The following is a 16,721-nucleotide window of genomic DNA, read 5'->3' on the forward strand; positions in this document are numbered from 1 at the left end:
CTTTCCGAGATAAGCACTTGGCTTAATTATTAGCTCATTGAACGCCGTAGAGATTTAACCGGCGGATCAACAGCCGAACGCAAAAGACCGCAGGGAGTTGAACAATGGGCAATGTCCAGACCGCCGCCAGCGCAGGGGAATTGCTGTGGCGGCAAACGCCGAGCGGCGAACTGGTCGATCTTGGCCGGCCGCACCGTGTGCCGTTGGGGCAGTTGCGTTTACAGCGTGCACCCAAGGGTATTTTGAGCCGGCGCGAAACCCTTCTGCTCGGGGTGCTCGCGTTTGTCTTGCACGGCGCGCTGATTTATTGGGTCAGCCAGAAACCGACGCCGGTGCTGCCGGTGGTACCGCCGGAAATTCCGCCGATGACCATCGAGTTTTCGCGTCCGGCTCCACCAGCGCCGCCGGTTGTTGCGCCGCCACCACCGCCGCCGGTGGTAGAACCGCCACCGCCAGTGGAGGACGAGTTGGCAGTGAAACCGCCGCCACCCAAGCCGATTCCCAAACCCAAACCGGTGGTGAAACCTGCGCCCAAACCTGCGCCCAAGCCGGTAGAGCAGGCGCCAGCACCAGCGAAACCGGCAGCCCCGGTCGCCGCGCCAGCGCCTCCTGCGCCACCGGCACCGGCGCCTGTTACCCCGGCGTCAGCCAACGCTGCGTATCTCAAAAATCCGGCACCGGAATATCCGTCGCTGGCCCAGCGTCGCGGTTGGGAAGGCACGGTGCTGTTACGGGTGCATGTGTTGGCCAGCGGTAAACCGGGCGAGATCCAGATTGCCAAAAGCAGTGGCCGGCAGCAGCTCGACAACGCAGCGCTCAACGCTGTAAAGCGCTGGAGTTTCGTTCCGGCCAAGCAGGGTGATGTTGCTCAGGACGGCTGGGTCAGCGTGCCCATCGATTTCAAGATTCATTAAACCGAAACCAAATTCGCGCGAAATGTTTACACGAGGGAACACATCATGACGTTACTGGCATCTCCACTGGAATCCATCGAAAGCGCGGTGATCTGGCTGCTGGTGGTTTTTTCCGTCGCCACTTGGGGCCTGGCGCTGCTCAAGGCTGTGCAGTTCGGCCGTCTGAAGGCGCAGGATCGGCGCTTTCATAAACGTTTCTGGGCGGCGTCGAGTCTGGATGCCGCCGCCGAGTTGAGCGAAACCCAGCCCGGTGCCGCAGCACGGGTGGCGCAGGCCGGTTACGCGGCAATTCAGGTGGGCGAGGCGCCGCAGGCGAATGATCTGAGCCAGGCGATCAACCATCAGGATCGCCTCGAGCGCGCCCTGCGCCAGCAGATCGTGCGTGAACGGCGCTCGCTGGAAACCGGTCTGGCAGTGGTTGCGAGTATTGGCAGCACCTCGCCGTTCATTGGTCTGTTCGGCACGGTGTGGGGAATCATGGAGGCCTTGAAAGGCATCAGCGCTGCCGGTTCGGCAAGCCTGGAAACGGTGGCAGGCCCGATTGGCGCGGCACTGGTCGCGACCGGTGTGGGGATCGCCGTCGCGGTGCCGGCGGTGCTGGTTTACAACTACTTTCTGCGGCGTCTGAAATTGACCGCGGCGGATCTGGATGACTTCGCCCACGACTTCTACAGCCTGGCGCAGAAGAGTGCATTCCGCGTACTGATCCACCCGACCGCGCACAAGGTGGCGACGCCGGGCAACGCGGCAAAAGTGAAGGAGGCGTCCTGACATGGCCTTCTCTACGCAAGACACGGACGAGGTGCTCAGCGAAATCAACGTGACGCCACTGGTGGACGTGATGCTGGTGCTGCTGGTGGTCTTCATCGTCACCGCGCCACTGCTGACCAACGCGATACCGATCAACCTGCCGAAGACCGAAGCGGTGGCGCCGGTCGAGCAGAAGGATCCGCTGGTGGTGAGCATCGACGGCGCCGGCAAGCTGTTCATCAACAAGGACGAGATCCAGCCTGACTTGCTCGAATTCAACCTGAAGTCGGCCAAGGCCAAGGACCCGGAAGTGCGCGTGCAATTGCAGGCCGACGACGGGGTGAACTACGGCGAAGTGGCGCGAGCCATGGCTTCGATCGAACGGGCAGGGATTACCAAATTGTCGGTGATCACTGCGCGGTGACAGATGTTGTTTTTCCGGGGCCGTTTCCTTGGCAGGGTGCGGCCCTTTTTTTATGCATTTTTTGCCCACGACACCCTCCAATGTGGGAGCGAGCCTGCTCGCGAAGGCGCCATTCGCCACAACATCTTCGTCGACTGATGCACCGTATTCGCGAGCAGGCTCGCTCCCACAGACTTAATGCGCCATATGCATTATGGGTCTTAATAAATAGCTTCTTATTCCTTAACGAATATAACTCCTCTCCCTATACTCGACCCAGAACAGACACGACGCAGGAGAGCTCCCCATGCGCAACGAATCAATCCGTTACCTGATTGTGCCGGGCTGGCAAGGATCGCCAGAGGATCATTGGCAAAGCCATTGGCAGAACAGCCTGCCGAACAGTGCGCGGGTCGAACAGGCCGATTGGCTGACACCGCGCCGTGAGGACTGGGTCGCCGCGCTGGCCGAAGCGGTTGCCGCCGACAGCACGCCGGTGATTTTGATTGCTCACAGCCTCGGCTGCATCACGGTCGCCCACTGGGCAGCGACGGCGCCGTTGCAATACCTGCGTCAGGTGCGCGGGGCGTTGCTGGTCGCGCCGGCCGATGTCGAGCGTCCTGCCTGCGCGCCGGCACTGCGCAACTTCGCGCCGATCCCGACGGATCTGTTGCCGTTCCCCAGCCAGGTCGTCAGCTCCGACAACGACGCCGCCGTCAGTGCGCCGCGTGCTTTGGAGCTGGCGCGCAATTGGGGTGCGGAGGCGGGGATTCTCGCCGGAGCCGGGCACATTAACGTCAAGTCCGGGCATCAGCGTTGGGAGCAGGGTTTTGCCTATCTCTATCGCCTGCAAAACCGCCTTGAACACCACGCCCGCCGTCGCGCCTGATCTTATTTTTCAACGCCCCCGTCGGCTGGCGGTTTTGGGCGGGAGCCTGCCATGAGTTTCGAAACCTTCGGTCAGCCCTTGCTGACCTTTCCCGATGCGGAAAAAAGCCCCCTGAGCATTCGCGCCAAAGCGCTGGTGTTTGTCGATCCGCGCTCGCGGCAATTGCGTGAAGAACTCGAACAACTGGCACCACGTTCGATCTCGGTGTTGATCCGCGGCGAGACCGGCACCGGTAAAGAGCTGCTGGCCCGGCACATCCATCGCGCCAGCGACCGCAGCGGTCTATTCGTTTCGGTGAATTGCGGCGCGATCAGCCCGACCTACGCCGATGCTGAACTGTTCGGCTACGCCGCCGGCAGCTACAGCGGCGCAGCCAGCAGCCGCGCCGGCTGGTTCGGTTCGGCCAATGGCGGCACCCTGTACCTGGATGAGATCGGCGACCTGCCACTGCCGATCCAGATCAAGTTGCTCGCGGCCCTGGAAAACCACGAAGTCACCCGCGTCGGTGCGCATCAGCCGAGCCCGGTGGATGTGCGCCTGGTCGCCGCGACCAGTATTGATCTGGCCCAGGCCGTGGACGCCGGAAAATTCCACGAGCGGCTCTATCACTACCTCAGCGAGGGTCATCTGGAGCTGCCGGCATTGCGCGCGCGCACCGGCGACATCCTCTCGCTCGCCGAGTATTTCCTCGGCATCTACAGCCAGCGTCTCGACCTGCCCGTGCCACTGATCAGCGAAGCCGCGCAGCATGTGCTCGAACAACACAGCTGGCCGGGCAACACCCGCGAGCTGGAAAACGTCATTCACTTCGCCCTGCTGGTCAGCACAGGTGAAGAGATTCTGCCGGAGCATTTGAACCTGCCGCCGGTGCTGACGCAGATCGAAAGCCAGATCAAACAGATCCTGACCACCGGCTCCACCGCTGACCAAGCCGCGCTCAAGCAACTTCTGGCGAACGCCAAACTCCTGTAGGAGCTGCGGCACGCTGCGATCTTTTGATCTTCAGCTGTCTCAAAGCCTTGGAAATCAAAAGATCGCAGCCTTCGGCAGCTCCTACAGTTGAGGTAGAGCTGTATGAACAAAATGGAATATGAAGCTGAATAAACGTTATTGTCCGGGAATAAAAAATCCGGGTATTGTCCGCCTCACGCCAGCGATATCACTTCACTGGCACACGTATTAATGCCGTCGTCGATGACGACCGTGATTTTCGATAAGGACACTGCATGAAAAAGGTTCTGTTGTTTACCGCATTGGCGGCTGCGCTCACGGCTTCTTTCGCCAACGCCGGCGAGAAACTGGTGGTTGCCGCAACGCCGGTGCCACACGCTGAAATCCTCGAGCTGATCAAGCCGACCTTGGCCAAAGAAGGCGTGGATCTGGAAATCAAGGTTTTCACCGACTACGTGCAACCGAACGTACAGGTTGGCGAGAAGCGTCTGGACGCCAACTACTTCCAGACCCTGCCGTACCTGAACAGCTTCAACCAGGGCAAATACAAGGACGACAAATCCAAGTACCTGGTGACCGTGCAGGGTGTCCACGTTGAACCGTTCGGTGGCTACTCGAGCAAGTACAAGACCCTGGCTGAACTGCCGGACGGCGCCACCATCGCCATCCCGAACGAAGGCAGCAACAGCGGCCGTGCCCTGATCCTGCTGCAGAAGGCTGGCCTGATCGAACTGAAAGACCCGAAAAACGCCTTGGCGACGCCGAAGGACATCGCCAAGAACCCGCACAACTTCAAGTTCAAGGAACTGGAATCGGCCCTGCTGCCGCGCGTACTGAAAGAAGTTGATCTGGACATGATCAACACCAACTACGCCCTGGAAGCCAAGCTGAACCCGACCAAGGATGCGCTGGTGATCGAAGGCGCTGACTCGCCGTACGTGAACTTCCTGGTGGCCCGTGAGGACAACAAGAACAGCGACGCGATCCAGAAACTGGCCAAGGCCCTGACCAGCCCGGAAGTCAAAGCCTTCATCGAGAAGAAGTACAGCGGCGCGGTGTTGCCGGCGTTCTGACCTGACGCTTGAGTGAATCCGCTTCAGACGTGAAAACGCCGATGGCCAGTGATGGGCATCGGCGTTTTTGTGTGTGCGTTGAAAAGCCCCTCACCTTAACCCTCTCCCGCAGGGAGAGGGGGCTGAATGGGGGATGCCGTAGAGGTCCGCCGACCTGATCGCGCGTCGCTGAATCCATAATCGACTCGGTCCTTCAGGTCGATGTACGACGAAAGACACTGCGGTCGGCCCCCTCTCCCTCCGGGAGAGGGCTGGGGTGAGGGGCTTTTGATTTACGCTGTGGTCTTCAACGCCCGGCGCAACGCCCTGAGCAATTTCACAATGTCCTGCGGATCCAGCCGCTGCGGCACTTTTACGTCCATGTTGTTCTTCCTTGTGGTGAATGGGCCGGAGAGTCTGGCCAAAAGCTGTTCGTCCTTGGAGGTCTTTCGTGAAAAAAAGATCCGTCCTACAGCGCAAAGAAAAATAGCCTTCTTATTCTTTCCCGGCAAACCCACAAGATAGTTTTTTGAGTGATATCAATATGCTTTAACGGTATTTAAATTCTTGTTTTTATACCTATAAAGTCAGTGGCTGCCGGACAGCCACCCGCCGTCCATGGATTGCATCACCGCCGCTTACCGAGCGGCGTCAGGACGCTTCATGACTTTCGACTACGCCTTTATCCTCAGCACCCTGCCGGCCTTTCTCAAGGCCGTGGGTGTGACGCTGCAGGTCGGATTGATCGCGATCGGCACTTCGCTGCTGGTGGCGCTGTTCAACGCGACGATTCTGGTGTTCCGCACGCCTTACCTGGGAAAACTGGTCGGCCTCTATGTAGAGCTGGCGCGCAACACGCCGCTGCTGATTCAGCTGTTCTTCGTCTACTTCGCTTTGCCGGCAGTGGGAATCCAGGTTTCCGGTTTCACTGCGGCAATCATCACCATGACTTTCCTTGGCGGTGCCTACCTCACCGAAGTGCTGCGCGCCGGCGTCGATGCGGTGCCCCAGGCGCAACTGGAATCCGGGCGGTCGATTGGGCTGTCCCACGGCCAGTTGCTGCGCTATGTGATCCTGCCGCAGGCAGGGATCCTCAGCCTACCGTCGCTGTTCGCCAATTTCATTTTCCTGCTCAAGGAAACCACCGTGGTCTCGGCGGTGGCGGTGCCGGAAATCCTTTACACCACCAAGAGCTACATCGCGCTCTACTACAAAACCTACGAAATGCTCGCCGTGCTGACGCTGATCTGCGTGCTGCTGTTCCTGCCGCTGTCGCTGTTGCTCCGCCGTCTGGAAAGGAGGCTCCAGCATGGCCAGTTCGGGTCTTGAACTGCTCTGGGTGTCGTTGCCACAACTGGCCAAGGGCGCCGGGCAAACCCTGTCGATCTCGTTTCTGAGCATTGCCATCAGTACGGTCGGCGGCGTGCTCTACGGTGTGCTGCGCACGTTGAACGCAACGTGGCTGAACGCGATTTTGCGCATCTATCTGGAGTTGTTCCGGGCGATCCCGGTGCTGGTCTGGCTGTATCTGCTGTTCTTCGGTTTGCCGATTTTCTTCGGCCTGAGCCTGCCGAGCTTCTGGTGCGCGGTGCTGGTGCTGTCGCTGTGGGGCGCCAGCGAGGTCGGCGAAGTGGCGCGCGGTGCGCTGCATTCGTTACCGCGCGGGCAGCGCGAAGCGGGGCTGTCGATCGGGCTGAACGCTGCGCAACTGTATGGCTACGTGCTTTTGCCGCAAGCGCTCAAGCGCATGACGCCGCCGACCATCAACGTCTACACGCGGATCATCAAGACCAGTTCGCTGGCGGTGCTCATTGGCGTCGTCGATGTGATCAAGGTCGGCCAACAGATCATCGAGCGCACTTACGAATCGGTACTGATCTACGGCGCGCTGTTCCTGTTTTTCTTTTTCATCTGCTACCCGCTCTCGGCCGCCTCACGCGTGCTGGAACGGCGCTGGACGCAAGCATGAGCGCACTGATCGAGTTTCACGGCTTCAACAAATTCTATGGCGAGCAGCAGGTGCTCAACGGCATCGACCTGCAAGTGCAGAGCGGCGAAGTGATCGTCATTCTTGGCCCCAGCGGTTGCGGCAAAAGCACCTTGCTGCGTTGCCTCAATGGTCTGGAAGAGGCGCACAGCGGCAGCCTGAAATTCGTCGGCCGGGAGCTGCTGGACAAAGCCACTGACTGGCGCGAAATCCGTCAGCAGATCGGCATGGTGTTCCAGAGTTATCACCTGTTCCCGCACATGAACGTGCTCGACAACCTGCTGCTCGGCCCGCTCAAGGTGCAGAAGCGCCAGTGCCGCGAAGCGCAACAGCAGGCCGAAGCCTTGCTTGAGCGCGTCGGTCTGCTGGACAAGCGCGATGCTTTCCCGCGCCAGCTCTCCGGCGGTCAGCAACAACGCATCGCCATTGTCCGGTCGCTGTGCATGAACCCACGGGTCATGCTCTTCGACGAAGTCACCGCCGCCCTCGACCCGGAAATGGTCAAGGAAGTGCTGCAGGTCATTCAGGGCCTGGCCCGCGAAGGCATGACCCTGTTGATCGTCACCCACGAAATGGCCTTCGCCCGCGCGGTGGCCGACCGCATCGTGTTCATGGATGCCGGGCGCATCCTTGAACAGTCCCCACCCGAGATTTTCTTTACGAACCCGCAGACCGCACGCGCGCAGCAGTTTCTGGAGAAGTTCTCCTTCGTTGCCACACTGCCAGAAACGAATCCGACAAAGGAACTGGAACCGCTATGAAAACTGCCGCTCTGTTAATGCCTCTGCTCAGCCTCGCCTTGCTTGCCGGTTGCGGCAAAACCGAAGAGCCGCCAAAGCCGAAGGTCGCCAGCGAAAGCGCCGCGCCTGCCGGTTATCTGGACAAGATCAAGGCCCGCGACAAATTGATCGTCGGTGTATTTACCGACAAACCACCGTTCGGCTTCGTCGATGAGGCCGGGCGCTACGTCGGCTTCGACACCGACATCGGCCGGCGCTTCGCCAAGGATCTGCTCGGCGATGAAAACAAGGTCGAGTTTGTTGCCGTCGAGCCGGCCAGCCGCATTCCGTTTCTGCAAAGCGACAAGGTCGACCTGATCCTCGCCAACATGACCGTCACCCCGGAGCGCAAGGAAGCGGTGGAATTCACCAACCCGAACCTCAAGGTGGCCGTGCAGGCGCTGGTGCCGCAGGGCAGTTCGGTGAAAAAGCTCGATGATCTGGCGACGCGCACCACGATTGTCACCACCGGCACCACCGCTGATATCTGGCTGACCAAGAACCACCCGGACTGGAAACTGCTCAAGTTCGAGAAGAACTCCGAGTCGCTGCAAGCCTTGGCCAATGGCCGCGGCGATGCCTATGCGCAGGATAATCTGGTGCTGTTCAGCTGGGCCAAACAGAATCCCGGCTATCGCGTGCTCGAGGAAAAACTGGGCGCCGAGGCGCCGATCGCGCCGGCCGTGAAGAAGGGCAACCTGGAGTTACGTGACTGGGTCAACAGCGAGCTGGCCAAACTGGGCGAGGAGAAATACCTGCTCAAGCTCTATGACCAATATGTGCGTAAAGAGCTGAGCGATGACACCCGGCCTGAAAGTGTGATTGTTGAAGGGGGCAAGTGGCAGGGCTGATTGCCTGTTGGATCGGCGGTGAGGCTTGCCCCTCACCCCAGCCCTCTCCCGAGGGAGAGGGAGCCGACCGGGTTGTCTTGCATCAGAATCGACCTGACAAACCGAGTCGATTATGAATTCACAGAAGCAATTTCAGGTCGACGCAATTCTCGCAAACAACTCGATCAGTCCCCTCTCCCTCTGGGAGAGGGTTAGGGTGAGGGGCTTTTCGCTGGCACTGCTCAATCCGGCCAGTGCCACGCTGGCTCGTCCAGCATCCGCTGCCCGACAATTCCGGTCTGCCCCAGCGTCTTCTCCAGCACGATGCAATTGCACTGCGGATCTTCCTGCAATGCCGAGATCAGTCGCCGCGCGTGGGACACCACCCACACCTGGCATTGCTCTGAAGCGCAGATGATCAGTCGCGCCAGCGCCGGCAGCAGGTCCGGATGCAGGCTGGTTTCCGGTTCGTTGAGCACCATCAGCGATGGCGGTCGCGGAGTCAGTAGGGCTGCGACCAACAGCAGATAGCGCAAGGTCCCGTCCGACAGCTCTGCCGCTGACAACGGCCGCAGCAAGCCTTCCTGATAAAACTCGATGGCGAAACGGCCACCGGCCAACGGCGCGATGTTCAGTCGCGCGCCGGGAAACGCATCGCTGATCGCCGCGCTTAACGCCTGCGGGTCGCCGATTTCGATAATCGTCTGCAAGGCTGCCGCCAGATCGCGACCGTCGTGGTGCAACACTGGCGTGCGCGTGCCCAATTGCGGCTGACGCACAGGCGCGTCGGCATCGCTGCGAAAGTGATCATAGAAGCGCCAGCGGCGGATGAACTCGCGCATCTGGAATACTTCCGGCGAGCTGCGCAGATTGCCGACCTGATCGAACAGGCTGTCGAAGTTCGGCGTGTGTTGCGCCAGCACATCCCAGGTACGACCTTCGCGGGCGCGAATCATCGGGCCGTTACGGTCGACCAGCAGGCTCGCCGGGCGAAACACCGGGCCGGCCCAGATGCATTCACGTTTGATTTCCGGATCGAGCGAAAAACACGAACGGCTCGGCTCCGGCAGGCCCAGGCCAATGGCGTAACTGAAATCCTCGCCGGCAAATCCCAGGCGCAACCGTTTCACGCCCTGGCGCACCGTCGCCTCGATCGCCACCTCACCGTTGCGCATGCGCCGGCTGATGGTTTCCGGCCCGGCCCAGAACGTCGATTCCAGCCCGCCCTCACGCGCCAGCGCATTGACCACGCCGCCCTGCGCGGTTTCCGCCAGCAGGCGCAGGGCGCGATAGAGGTTGGACTTGCCGCTGCCATTGGGTCCCGTAATGAGGTTCAGGCGCCCGAGCGGAATCACCAGTTTGTTGATCGAGCGGTAATTGGCCACGGCCAGGGTATTGAGCATGGAATTCCTTCTCTTCGGGCGGCCCTTGTAGGAGCTGCCGAAGGCTGCGATCTTTTGATCTTGAAAAAGCAAAGATCGCAGCCTTCGGCAGCTCCTGCACGGAAATATTGTGATCGCTCAGGCGAACGTTGAACCCTGTTCTAAGCTCACAGTCGTATCGTCACTTGCACGTTCGTACACAGGAAGGAGTCTGCATGGCGAGTCCCGGAATGAAAACAGCGGTCATGCTGAGTCTGTTCACTTTGCTCACCGCTTGCGGCGACAAGAAACCTGCTCAGGAATACCTGCCACGGGTCTTTGTGCAAGCGGTCGAACCGGCCAACTACGCCGCAGCGGTGACCCTCACCGGTGATGTGCAGGCGCGGGTGCAGACGCAGCTGTCGTTCCGCGTCGGCGGCAAGATCATTCAGCGCATGGTCGATGTCGGCGACCGGGTCACGGCCAAACAGGTACTGGCCAAGCTCGATCCGAAAGATCTGCAGACCAACGTCGATTCCGCTCAGGCCCAGGTCGTCGCCGAACAGGCCCGCGTCAAGCAAGCCGCGGCGGCCTTCGTCCGTCAGCAAAAACTCCTGCCCAAGGGCTACACCAGTCAGAGCGAATACGATTCGGCGCAAGCGGCGCTGCGCAGCAGCCAGAGCGCATTGAGCGCGGCGCAGGCGCAATTGGCCAACGCCAGGGACCAGCTCAGCTACACCTCGCTGATCGCCGATGCACCGGGCGTGATCACCGAGCGCCAGGCTGAAGTCGGCCAAGTGGTACAGGCCACCGCACCGATTTTCAGCCTTGCCCGCGACGGCGACCGCGACGCAGTGTTCAATGTCTACGAATCGCTGCTGGCCGAGCGGCCATCCGACCGTTCGATCGTGGTCAGCCTGCTCGACAACCCTGAAATCAAAACCACCGGCACCGTGCGCGAAATCACCCCCTCGGTATCGGCGCAGTCGGGCACCGTGCAGGTCAAGGTCAGCCTCGACAAACTGCCGCCGGGCATGCAGCTCGGTTCGGTGGTGAGCGCCACCGCCAAAGGCACCGGCAAATCGGCGGTGGAACTGCCATGGTCGGCGCTGACGAAAAACATCAGCGACCCGGCGGTATGGCTGGTCGATGACAAGGGCGAAGCGCAGTTGCATACGGTCACCGTCGGTCGTTACCTGACCGGCAAAGTGATCATCAGCGAAGGCCTCAAGGGCGGCGAGAAAGTCATCGTCGCCGGCGGCCAGTTGCTGCACCCCGGCATGAAAGTCGAGATTGCCGAAAACACCTACAAGGATCTGCAACCGGGAGCGCAGCCATGAAGCGTCTCGGCCTGTTGTGCATGGCGCTGCTGCTGGGCGCCTGCTCGGAAAAGGAAAAACCACCGGAACCGGTCCGCCCGGTGCTGTCGGTCACGGTCAAAGCGCTGAACGAAGAAAGCCTCGGGCGCTTTGCCGGCAGCATTCAGGCGCGCTACGAGAGCAACACCGGTTTCCGCGTCGGCGGCCGTATCGCCCGGCGTAACGTCGATGTCGGCGCCGAGGTGCAGAAGGGCACTTTGCTCGCCACCCTCGACCCGTCCGACCAGCAGAATCAGTTGCGTTCGGCCCAAGGCGATCTGGCGAGAATCCAGGCGCAACTGATCAACGCTCAGGCCAACGCACGTCGTCAGCAAGCGCTGTTCGATCGCGGCGTCGGTGCCCAGGCGCAACTGGACGTCGCCAACACCGACCTGAAAACCACCCAGGCCTCGCTCGATCAGGCACGCGCAGCGGTCAGCCAGAGCAAGGACCAGTTGAGCTACACCGAGCTGCGCTCCGATCACAAAGCCGTGGTCACCGCGTGGAACGCCGAGGCCGGGCAGGTGGTGACCGCCGGGCAACAAGTGGTGACGCTGGCGCAACCGGACATCAAGGAAGCGGTGATCGACCTGCCCGATACGCTGGTCGATCAGTTGCCCAGCGACGTGGTGTTCTCGGTGGCCGCGCAACTGGACCCGAGCATCAACACCACGGCGATCATCCGCGAGATCGAGCCCCAGGCACAAAGCGCTACGCGCACCCGTCGCGCCCGTCTGACGTTGTCGGATACGCCGGACGGTTTCCGCCTCGGCACCGCGATCAGCGTGACCCTCAGCTCGGCGATCAAGCCGCGGATCGAACTGCCGCTCACGGCCTTGCAGGAAGTCGATGGCAAAACCCGGATCTGGGTGATCGACACGCAAAACAAAACCGTCAACCCGCGTGAGGTCAGCGTGGTCAGCCGTGGTGACAACAGCGTGGTGCTGGCCGGCGGTGTGCAAAACGGCGAACGCGTGGTCAGCGCCGGCGTCAACAGTCTCAAACCCGGACAATCGGTAAAACTTGACGAGGACAGTCAATGAAAGGCTCTTTCAACCTCTCCGAATGGGCCCTCAAGCACCAGTCTTTCGTGTGGTACCTGATGTTCGTCGGGCTGCTGATGGGGGTGTTCTCGTACTTCAATCTGGGGCGCGAAGAAGACCCGTCATTCACCATCAAGACCATGGTGATCCAGACCAAATGGCCGGGCGCGACCCAGGAAGAAACCCTCAAGCAGGTCACCGACCGCATCGAGAAAAAACTTGAGGAGCTCGATTCCCTCGACTACGTGAAAAGCTACACGCGCCCCGGCGAATCGACGGTGTACGTGTACCTGCGTGACACCACCAGTGCCAAGGACATCCCGGAAATCTGGTACCAGGTGCGCAAGAAGATCGACGACATTCGCGGCCAGTTCCCCCAGGGCATTCAGGGCCCGGGATTCAATGATGAATTCGGTGACGTGTACGGCTCGGTCTACGCCTTCACCGCCGACGGCCTGACCATGCGCCAGTTGCGCGATTACGTGGAACAGGCGCGCGCCGAGATCCGCAACGTGCCGGGGTTGGGCAAGATCGAAATGGTCGGCCAGCAGGACGAAACGATTTACCTGAATTTCTCCACGCGCAAACTCGCAGCGCTGGGTATCGACCAGCGCCAGGTGGTGCAGAGCCTGCAATCGCAGAACGCCGTGACCCCGGCCGGGGTAATCGAGGCGGGGCCGGAGCGGATTTCCGTACGCACCTCGGGCCAGTTCGCTTCGGAAAAAGACCTCGCCGAGGTCAATCTCAAGCTCAATGATCGCTTCTATCGTCTGGCCGACATCGCCGAGATCAGCCGTGGCTACGTCGACCCGGCGACGCCGGAATTCCGCTTCGACGGCAAACCGGCGATTGGCCTGGCGATTGCCATGCAGAAGGGCGGCAACGTTCAGGAGTTCGGTAAAGCGCTGCACGAGCGCATCGACCAGCTCACCGCCGACTTGCCGGTCGGCGTCGGTGTGCACACGGTTTCCGATCAGGCGGTGGTGGTGGAAGAGGCCGTCGGCGGTTTCACCAGCGCCCTGTTCGAAGCGGTCATCATCGTGCTGGTGGTGAGCTTCATCAGCCTCGGCGTGCGCGCCGGCCTGGTGGTGGCCTGCTCGATTCCGCTGGTGCTGGCGATGGTCTTTGTGTTCATGGAATACAGCGGCATCACCATGCAGCGGATTTCCCTCGGCGCGCTGATCATTGCCCTTGGCCTGCTGGTGGACGACGCGATGATCACCGTGGAAATGATGGTCACGCGTCTGGAAATGGGCGAGAGCAAGGAGCAGGCGGCGACCTTCGCCTACACCTCGACGGCGTTCCCGATGCTCACCGGTACGCTGGTGACCGTCGCCGGTTTCGTGCCCATTGGCCTCAACGCCAGCTCTGCCGGTGAGTACACGTTCACGCTGTTCGCGGTGATCGCGGTAGCGATGATCGTCTCGTGGGTGGTGGCGGTGTTCTTCGCGCCGGTGATTGGCGTGCACATCCTCAGCGACAAGGTGAAGGCCCATGATGCCGAGCCGGGTCGCGTCGGCCGGGCGTTCAACGGCGGTCTGTTGTGGGCCATGCGCAATCGCTGGTGGGCGATCGGTGTCACCGTGCTGTTGTTCGTGCTGGCAGTGTTCTGCATGCGCTTCGTACAGAACCAGTTTTTCCCGGCATCCGACCGCCCGGAAATTCTCGTCGACCTGAACCTGCCGCAAAACGCCTCGATCGATGAAACCCGCAAAGCGGTGGACAAGCTCGAAGCAACGCTCAAGGGCGATCCGGACATCGTGCGCTGGAGCACTTACATCGGTCAGGGCGCGATCCGTTTCTACCTGCCCCTCGATCAGCAATTGCAGAATCCGTACTACGCGCAACTGGTGATCGTCAGCAAGGATTTCGAGGCCCGCGAGGCCCTCAGCCAGCGCTTGCGCGAGCGCCTGCACAAAGACTTCGTCGGCATCGGCAGCTACGTGCAGGCCCTGGAGATGGGGCCTCCAGTGGGGCGTCCGATTCAGTACCGGGTCAGCGGCAAGGACGTCGATCAGGTGCGCAAACACGCCATCGACCTGGCCACCGAACTGGACAAGAACCCGCACATCGGCGAGATCATTTACGACTGGAACGAACCGGGCAAAGTCCTGCGCATCGACATCGCCCAGGACAAGGCGCGGCAACTCGGGCTGTCGTCCGAAGACGTCGCCAACCTGATGAACAGCATCGTCAGCGGCTCGCCGTTGACCCAGGTCGATGACGACATCTACCTGATCAACGTGGTCGGTCGCGCGGTGGACTCCGAGCGCGGTACCCCGGAAACCCTGCAGAACCTGCAGATCGTCACGCCGAGCGGCACCTCGATTCCGCTGCTGGCGTTCGCCACCGTGCGCTATGAACTGGAGCAGCCGCTGGTGTGGCGTCGTGATCGCTTGCCGACCATTACCATCAAGGCCTCGGTGCGCGACGAGATTCAGCCGACCGATCTGGTGAAATTGCTCAAGCCGTCGATCGACGCTTTTGCGTCGAAATTGCCGGTCGGCTACAAGGTCGCCACCGGCGGTACGGTCGAGGAAAGCGGCAAGGCCCAGGGGCCGATTGCCAAGGTGCTGCCGCTGATGCTGTTTCTGATGGCGACGTTCCTGATGATCCAGTTGCACAGCGTGCAGAAGATGTTCCTGGTCGCCAGTGTCGCCCCGCTGGGGCTGATCGGCGTAGTGCTGGCGCTGGTGCCGACCGGTACGCCGATGGGCTTTGTGGCGATCCTCGGGATTCTTGCGCTGATCGGCATCATCATCCGCAACTCGGTGATCCTGGTGACCCAGATCGATGAGTTCGAGCAAAAGGGCTACGCGCCGTGGGACGCGGTGGTCGAAGCCACCGAACACCGACGCCGCCCCATCCTGCTGACCGCCGCAGCGGCGAGCATGGGCATGATCCCGATTGCGCGGGAAGTGTTCTGGGGGCCGATGGCCTACGCGATGATTGGCGGCATCGTCGTGGCGACGTTGCTGACGCTGCTGTTCCTGCCGGCGCTGTATGTGGCCTGGTACAAGATTCGTGAACCGCAGAAGGACGCGGCTTAAAAGCGAGTGCTGCGCACTCATCGCGAGCAGGCTCACTCCTACAGTTGAAATGCGTCCCCTGTAGGAGTGAGCCTGCTCGCGATGGCGTCAGAACGGTTTATGAAGATTTATGCCACACGCTCGCCAGCCAAGGCTGCTGTTCGCGCGGCAAACCGGCCGGCCGGTAATAATGCTCAAGCTCGACAAACCCCGCCGCCGTCAACAAACCGCGCCAGGCCTCGAGATCGTGGTACGAGCCGTAGCGCGGCCCGTTCCAGCCCTCCCGGTTGTCGCCACGCGGATTGGAGCTGAACAACACACCGCCCGGTTTCAGGGTGTCGTGCAATTGCCGCAGCACCTGCGGCAATACCTGCAACGGCACATGAAACAGCACGGCATTGGCGAAAATGCCGTCGAAGCGTGCGGCGGGCAGGTCAAGTTGCAGAAAGTCCTGCTGCCAGACTTCGCAACCGCTGTCCTCGCGGGCCATGCGCGCGAACTCCTGCGAGCCATCGAGGCCGATCGCGAGGTGGCCCATGCGCGTGAACGTCTGCAAATCCCGTCCCGGACCGCAGCCGAAATCCAGAATCGTCAACGGCGGCTCCGCCTGAATGTGGCGCAACAACGCTTCGATATTCTGGCTGACATCGTGGTCGCGAGTGCCCTCACGGAAATCCTCGGCCACCGAGTTGTAGTGACCAAGGGTCGTGGCGGTGATCTGTTCGAGGTCGCTGGGCGTTTTCATGATCGATGCTGTATTGGCGATGTGAGGGCGGACTATAAGCTGTTTTGCCGGTAAAAAAACGCCGCCTGCGCTGGCTTCAGTGCGGGCGGCGATGGGTGCCAGGCTTCAGAGCTGCTTCGCTCCCAGACAATCGATCGAACGGTCCATCATCGCTTTGGCCATTTCCAGCAGATGCCAGACCGAGAACACCATGGCGCGATCCGCGCCCCCGAGCTGATCACCGCATTGATGCACGGTCACCGAAGCGCAGCGCAGCAGATCGGCGACATACAACTGCGCATCCTCCAGCGTCACATCCTCGCTGATGCTGTAGACACGTTTCTGTCCCGCCAACGTGACCTGTGTGCCAGCCAGATGCGAGTCGACGGCGCGGCACAGTGCGGAGCGATCCTTGAGCAAATCCTCGGTGAACCGCTTGCTTGAGGTAAGGCTGAGTGGCGGATCGGCAAGATTTTTTTCCATGGGTAAACTCCTGACTACAAGTGGGAGCCAACCATTTCGCGACTAAACGAGCAGGGCGGCGGCTGCACGCGGATCAGTCGCCGGCCGCCGGTTATCGGCGCACCCGAAAGTGTCCTGCGCACAGCCAACATCGGACAGCTAAAGCCTCTGCCGAGGTCAGGCCTGACT

Annotated in this window: 16 protein-coding genes; 13 read left to right on the top strand and 3 right to left on the bottom strand. The window is 61.0% G+C overall.

Annotated elements, in window-relative coordinates:
- Positions 1-104: 104 nt before the first annotated feature.
- The 10 genes from LIS66_RS01025 (at position 105) to LIS66_RS01070 (ending at position 8,576) form a co-directional block, all read left to right on the top strand.
- On the top strand, positions 105-914 hold the full coding sequence (locus tag LIS66_RS01025) for an energy transducer TonB (RefSeq protein ID WP_227973429.1): 810 nt from the start codon (positions 105-107) through the stop codon (positions 912-914).
- Positions 915-959: 45 nt separating this feature from the next.
- The gene (locus LIS66_RS01030; RefSeq protein WP_042608544.1) at positions 960-1,685 is read left to right on the top strand and encodes a MotA/TolQ/ExbB proton channel family protein; all 726 of its coding nucleotides are present in this window, start codon (positions 960-962) and stop codon (positions 1,683-1,685) included.
- Between the two features lies 1 nt (position 1,686).
- Complete coding sequence (locus LIS66_RS01035) at positions 1,687-2,088, top strand: ExbD/TolR family protein (RefSeq protein WP_007972930.1); 402 nt, start codon at positions 1,687-1,689, stop codon at positions 2,086-2,088.
- A gap of 286 nt (positions 2,089-2,374) precedes the next feature.
- Positions 2,375-2,956 (top strand): alpha/beta hydrolase, encoded by a 582-nt coding sequence (locus tag LIS66_RS01040; protein WP_064361616.1) that lies wholly within the window; start codon positions 2,375-2,377, stop codon positions 2,954-2,956.
- Positions 2,957-3,007: 51 nt separating this feature from the next.
- Positions 3,008-3,928, top strand: coding sequence for a sigma 54-interacting transcriptional regulator (locus tag LIS66_RS01045; RefSeq protein ID WP_227973430.1), 921 nt, complete (start codon positions 3,008-3,010; stop codon positions 3,926-3,928).
- A 254-nt stretch (positions 3,929-4,182) separates the two neighbouring features.
- Positions 4,183-4,980: a MetQ/NlpA family ABC transporter substrate-binding protein gene (locus LIS66_RS01050; RefSeq protein WP_042608547.1), complete on the top strand. Its 798-nt coding sequence runs from the start codon at positions 4,183-4,185 to the stop codon at positions 4,978-4,980.
- A 642-nt stretch (positions 4,981-5,622) separates the two neighbouring features.
- The gene (locus LIS66_RS01055; protein WP_227973431.1) at positions 5,623-6,288 is read left to right on the top strand and encodes an amino acid ABC transporter permease; all 666 of its coding nucleotides are present in this window, start codon (positions 5,623-5,625) and stop codon (positions 6,286-6,288) included.
- Positions 6,269-6,928, top strand: coding sequence for an amino acid ABC transporter permease (locus LIS66_RS01060; RefSeq protein ID WP_227973432.1), 660 nt, complete (start codon positions 6,269-6,271; stop codon positions 6,926-6,928). Before LIS66_RS01055 ends, LIS66_RS01060 begins: the two co-directional genes overlap by 20 nt.
- Entirely contained in the window at positions 6,925-7,707 is a 783-nt protein-coding gene (locus tag LIS66_RS01065; protein WP_227973433.1) for an amino acid ABC transporter ATP-binding protein, read from the top strand. The genes LIS66_RS01060 and LIS66_RS01065 overlap by 4 nt, the downstream gene beginning before the upstream one ends.
- Positions 7,704-8,576: a transporter substrate-binding domain-containing protein gene (locus LIS66_RS01070; protein WP_042608551.1), complete on the top strand. Its 873-nt coding sequence runs from the start codon at positions 7,704-7,706 to the stop codon at positions 8,574-8,576. Before LIS66_RS01065 ends, LIS66_RS01070 begins: the two co-directional genes overlap by 4 nt.
- A gap of 221 nt (positions 8,577-8,797) precedes the next feature.
- On the opposite strand, the gene LIS66_RS01075 is transcribed toward LIS66_RS01070, so the two are convergent.
- Positions 8,798-9,958, bottom strand: a complete 1,161-nt coding sequence (locus LIS66_RS01075) for an AAA family ATPase (protein ID WP_083353965.1) — start codon at positions 9,956-9,958, stop codon at positions 8,798-8,800.
- Positions 9,959-10,152: 194 nt separating this feature from the next.
- Here LIS66_RS01075 and LIS66_RS01080 point away from each other — a divergent pair, with 194 nt between their 5' ends.
- The 3 genes from LIS66_RS01080 to LIS66_RS01090 are packed head-to-tail and all read left to right on the top strand — an operon-like array spanning position 10,153 to position 15,367.
- Positions 10,153-11,256: an efflux RND transporter periplasmic adaptor subunit gene (locus tag LIS66_RS01080; RefSeq protein WP_064361610.1), complete on the top strand. Its 1,104-nt coding sequence runs from the start codon at positions 10,153-10,155 to the stop codon at positions 11,254-11,256.
- Positions 11,253-12,317 carry an efflux RND transporter periplasmic adaptor subunit gene (locus tag LIS66_RS01085; RefSeq protein WP_064361609.1) on the top strand — a complete coding sequence of 355 codons (1,065 nt, stop codon included), beginning with the start codon at positions 11,253-11,255 and terminating at the stop codon, positions 12,315-12,317. Before LIS66_RS01080 ends, LIS66_RS01085 begins: the two co-directional genes overlap by 4 nt.
- Positions 12,314-15,367 (top strand): efflux RND transporter permease subunit, encoded by a 3,054-nt coding sequence (locus LIS66_RS01090; protein ID WP_042608555.1) that lies wholly within the window; start codon positions 12,314-12,316, stop codon positions 15,365-15,367. Before LIS66_RS01085 ends, LIS66_RS01090 begins: the two co-directional genes overlap by 4 nt.
- A 97-nt stretch (positions 15,368-15,464) precedes the next feature.
- Here the strand turns inward: LIS66_RS01090 and LIS66_RS01095 are convergent, their stop codons facing one another.
- A complete protein-coding gene (locus LIS66_RS01095) occupies positions 15,465-16,094 on the bottom strand; it encodes a class I SAM-dependent methyltransferase (RefSeq protein WP_227974482.1) in 630 nt (209 codons plus the stop codon).
- Positions 16,095-16,196: 102 nt separating this feature from the next.
- Positions 16,197-16,553, bottom strand: a complete 357-nt coding sequence (locus LIS66_RS01100; protein ID WP_042608557.1) for a DUF6124 family protein — start codon at positions 16,551-16,553, stop codon at positions 16,197-16,199.
- Positions 16,554-16,721: the final 168 nt, after the last annotated feature.

This window comes from Pseudomonas sp. HN2 (genome assembly GCF_020736465.1).
In the GTDB taxonomy this organism is placed as follows: domain Bacteria; phylum Pseudomonadota; class Gammaproteobacteria; order Pseudomonadales; family Pseudomonadaceae; genus Aquipseudomonas; species Aquipseudomonas moraviensis_A.

Excerpts from the sequence above, each read along its gene's own strand:
- LIS66_RS01025 (WP_227973429.1), top strand. The coding sequence starts at position 105 with ATGGGCAATGTCCAGACCGCCGCCAGCGCAGGGGAATTGCTGTGGCGG.
- LIS66_RS01030 (WP_042608544.1), top strand. The coding sequence starts at position 960 with ATGACGTTACTGGCATCTCCACTGGAATCCATCGAAAGCGCGGTGATC.
- LIS66_RS01055 (WP_227973431.1), top strand. The coding sequence starts at position 5,623 with ATGACTTTCGACTACGCCTTTATCCTCAGCACCCTGCCGGCCTTTCTC.
- LIS66_RS01080 (WP_064361610.1), top strand. The coding sequence starts at position 10,153 with ATGGCGAGTCCCGGAATGAAAACAGCGGTCATGCTGAGTCTGTTCACT.
- LIS66_RS01045 (WP_227973430.1), top strand. The coding sequence starts at position 3,008 with ATGAGTTTCGAAACCTTCGGTCAGCCCTTGCTGACCTTTCCCGATGCG.
- LIS66_RS01060 (WP_227973432.1), top strand. The coding sequence starts at position 6,269 with ATGGCCAGTTCGGGTCTTGAACTGCTCTGGGTGTCGTTGCCACAACTG.
- LIS66_RS01075 (WP_083353965.1), bottom strand. The coding sequence starts at position 9,958 with ATGCTCAATACCCTGGCCGTGGCCAATTACCGCTCGATCAACAAACTG.
- LIS66_RS01040 (WP_064361616.1), top strand. The coding sequence starts at position 2,375 with ATGCGCAACGAATCAATCCGTTACCTGATTGTGCCGGGCTGGCAAGGA.
- LIS66_RS01070 (WP_042608551.1), top strand. The coding sequence starts at position 7,704 with ATGAAAACTGCCGCTCTGTTAATGCCTCTGCTCAGCCTCGCCTTGCTT.
- LIS66_RS01050 (WP_042608547.1), top strand. The coding sequence starts at position 4,183 with ATGAAAAAGGTTCTGTTGTTTACCGCATTGGCGGCTGCGCTCACGGCT.
- LIS66_RS01065 (WP_227973433.1), top strand. The coding sequence starts at position 6,925 with ATGAGCGCACTGATCGAGTTTCACGGCTTCAACAAATTCTATGGCGAG.
- LIS66_RS01085 (WP_064361609.1), top strand. The coding sequence starts at position 11,253 with ATGAAGCGTCTCGGCCTGTTGTGCATGGCGCTGCTGCTGGGCGCCTGC.
- LIS66_RS01090 (WP_042608555.1), top strand. The coding sequence starts at position 12,314 with ATGAAAGGCTCTTTCAACCTCTCCGAATGGGCCCTCAAGCACCAGTCT.
- LIS66_RS01035 (WP_007972930.1), top strand. The coding sequence starts at position 1,687 with ATGGCCTTCTCTACGCAAGACACGGACGAGGTGCTCAGCGAAATCAAC.
- LIS66_RS01100 (WP_042608557.1), bottom strand. The coding sequence starts at position 16,553 with ATGGAAAAAAATCTTGCCGATCCGCCACTCAGCCTTACCTCAAGCAAG.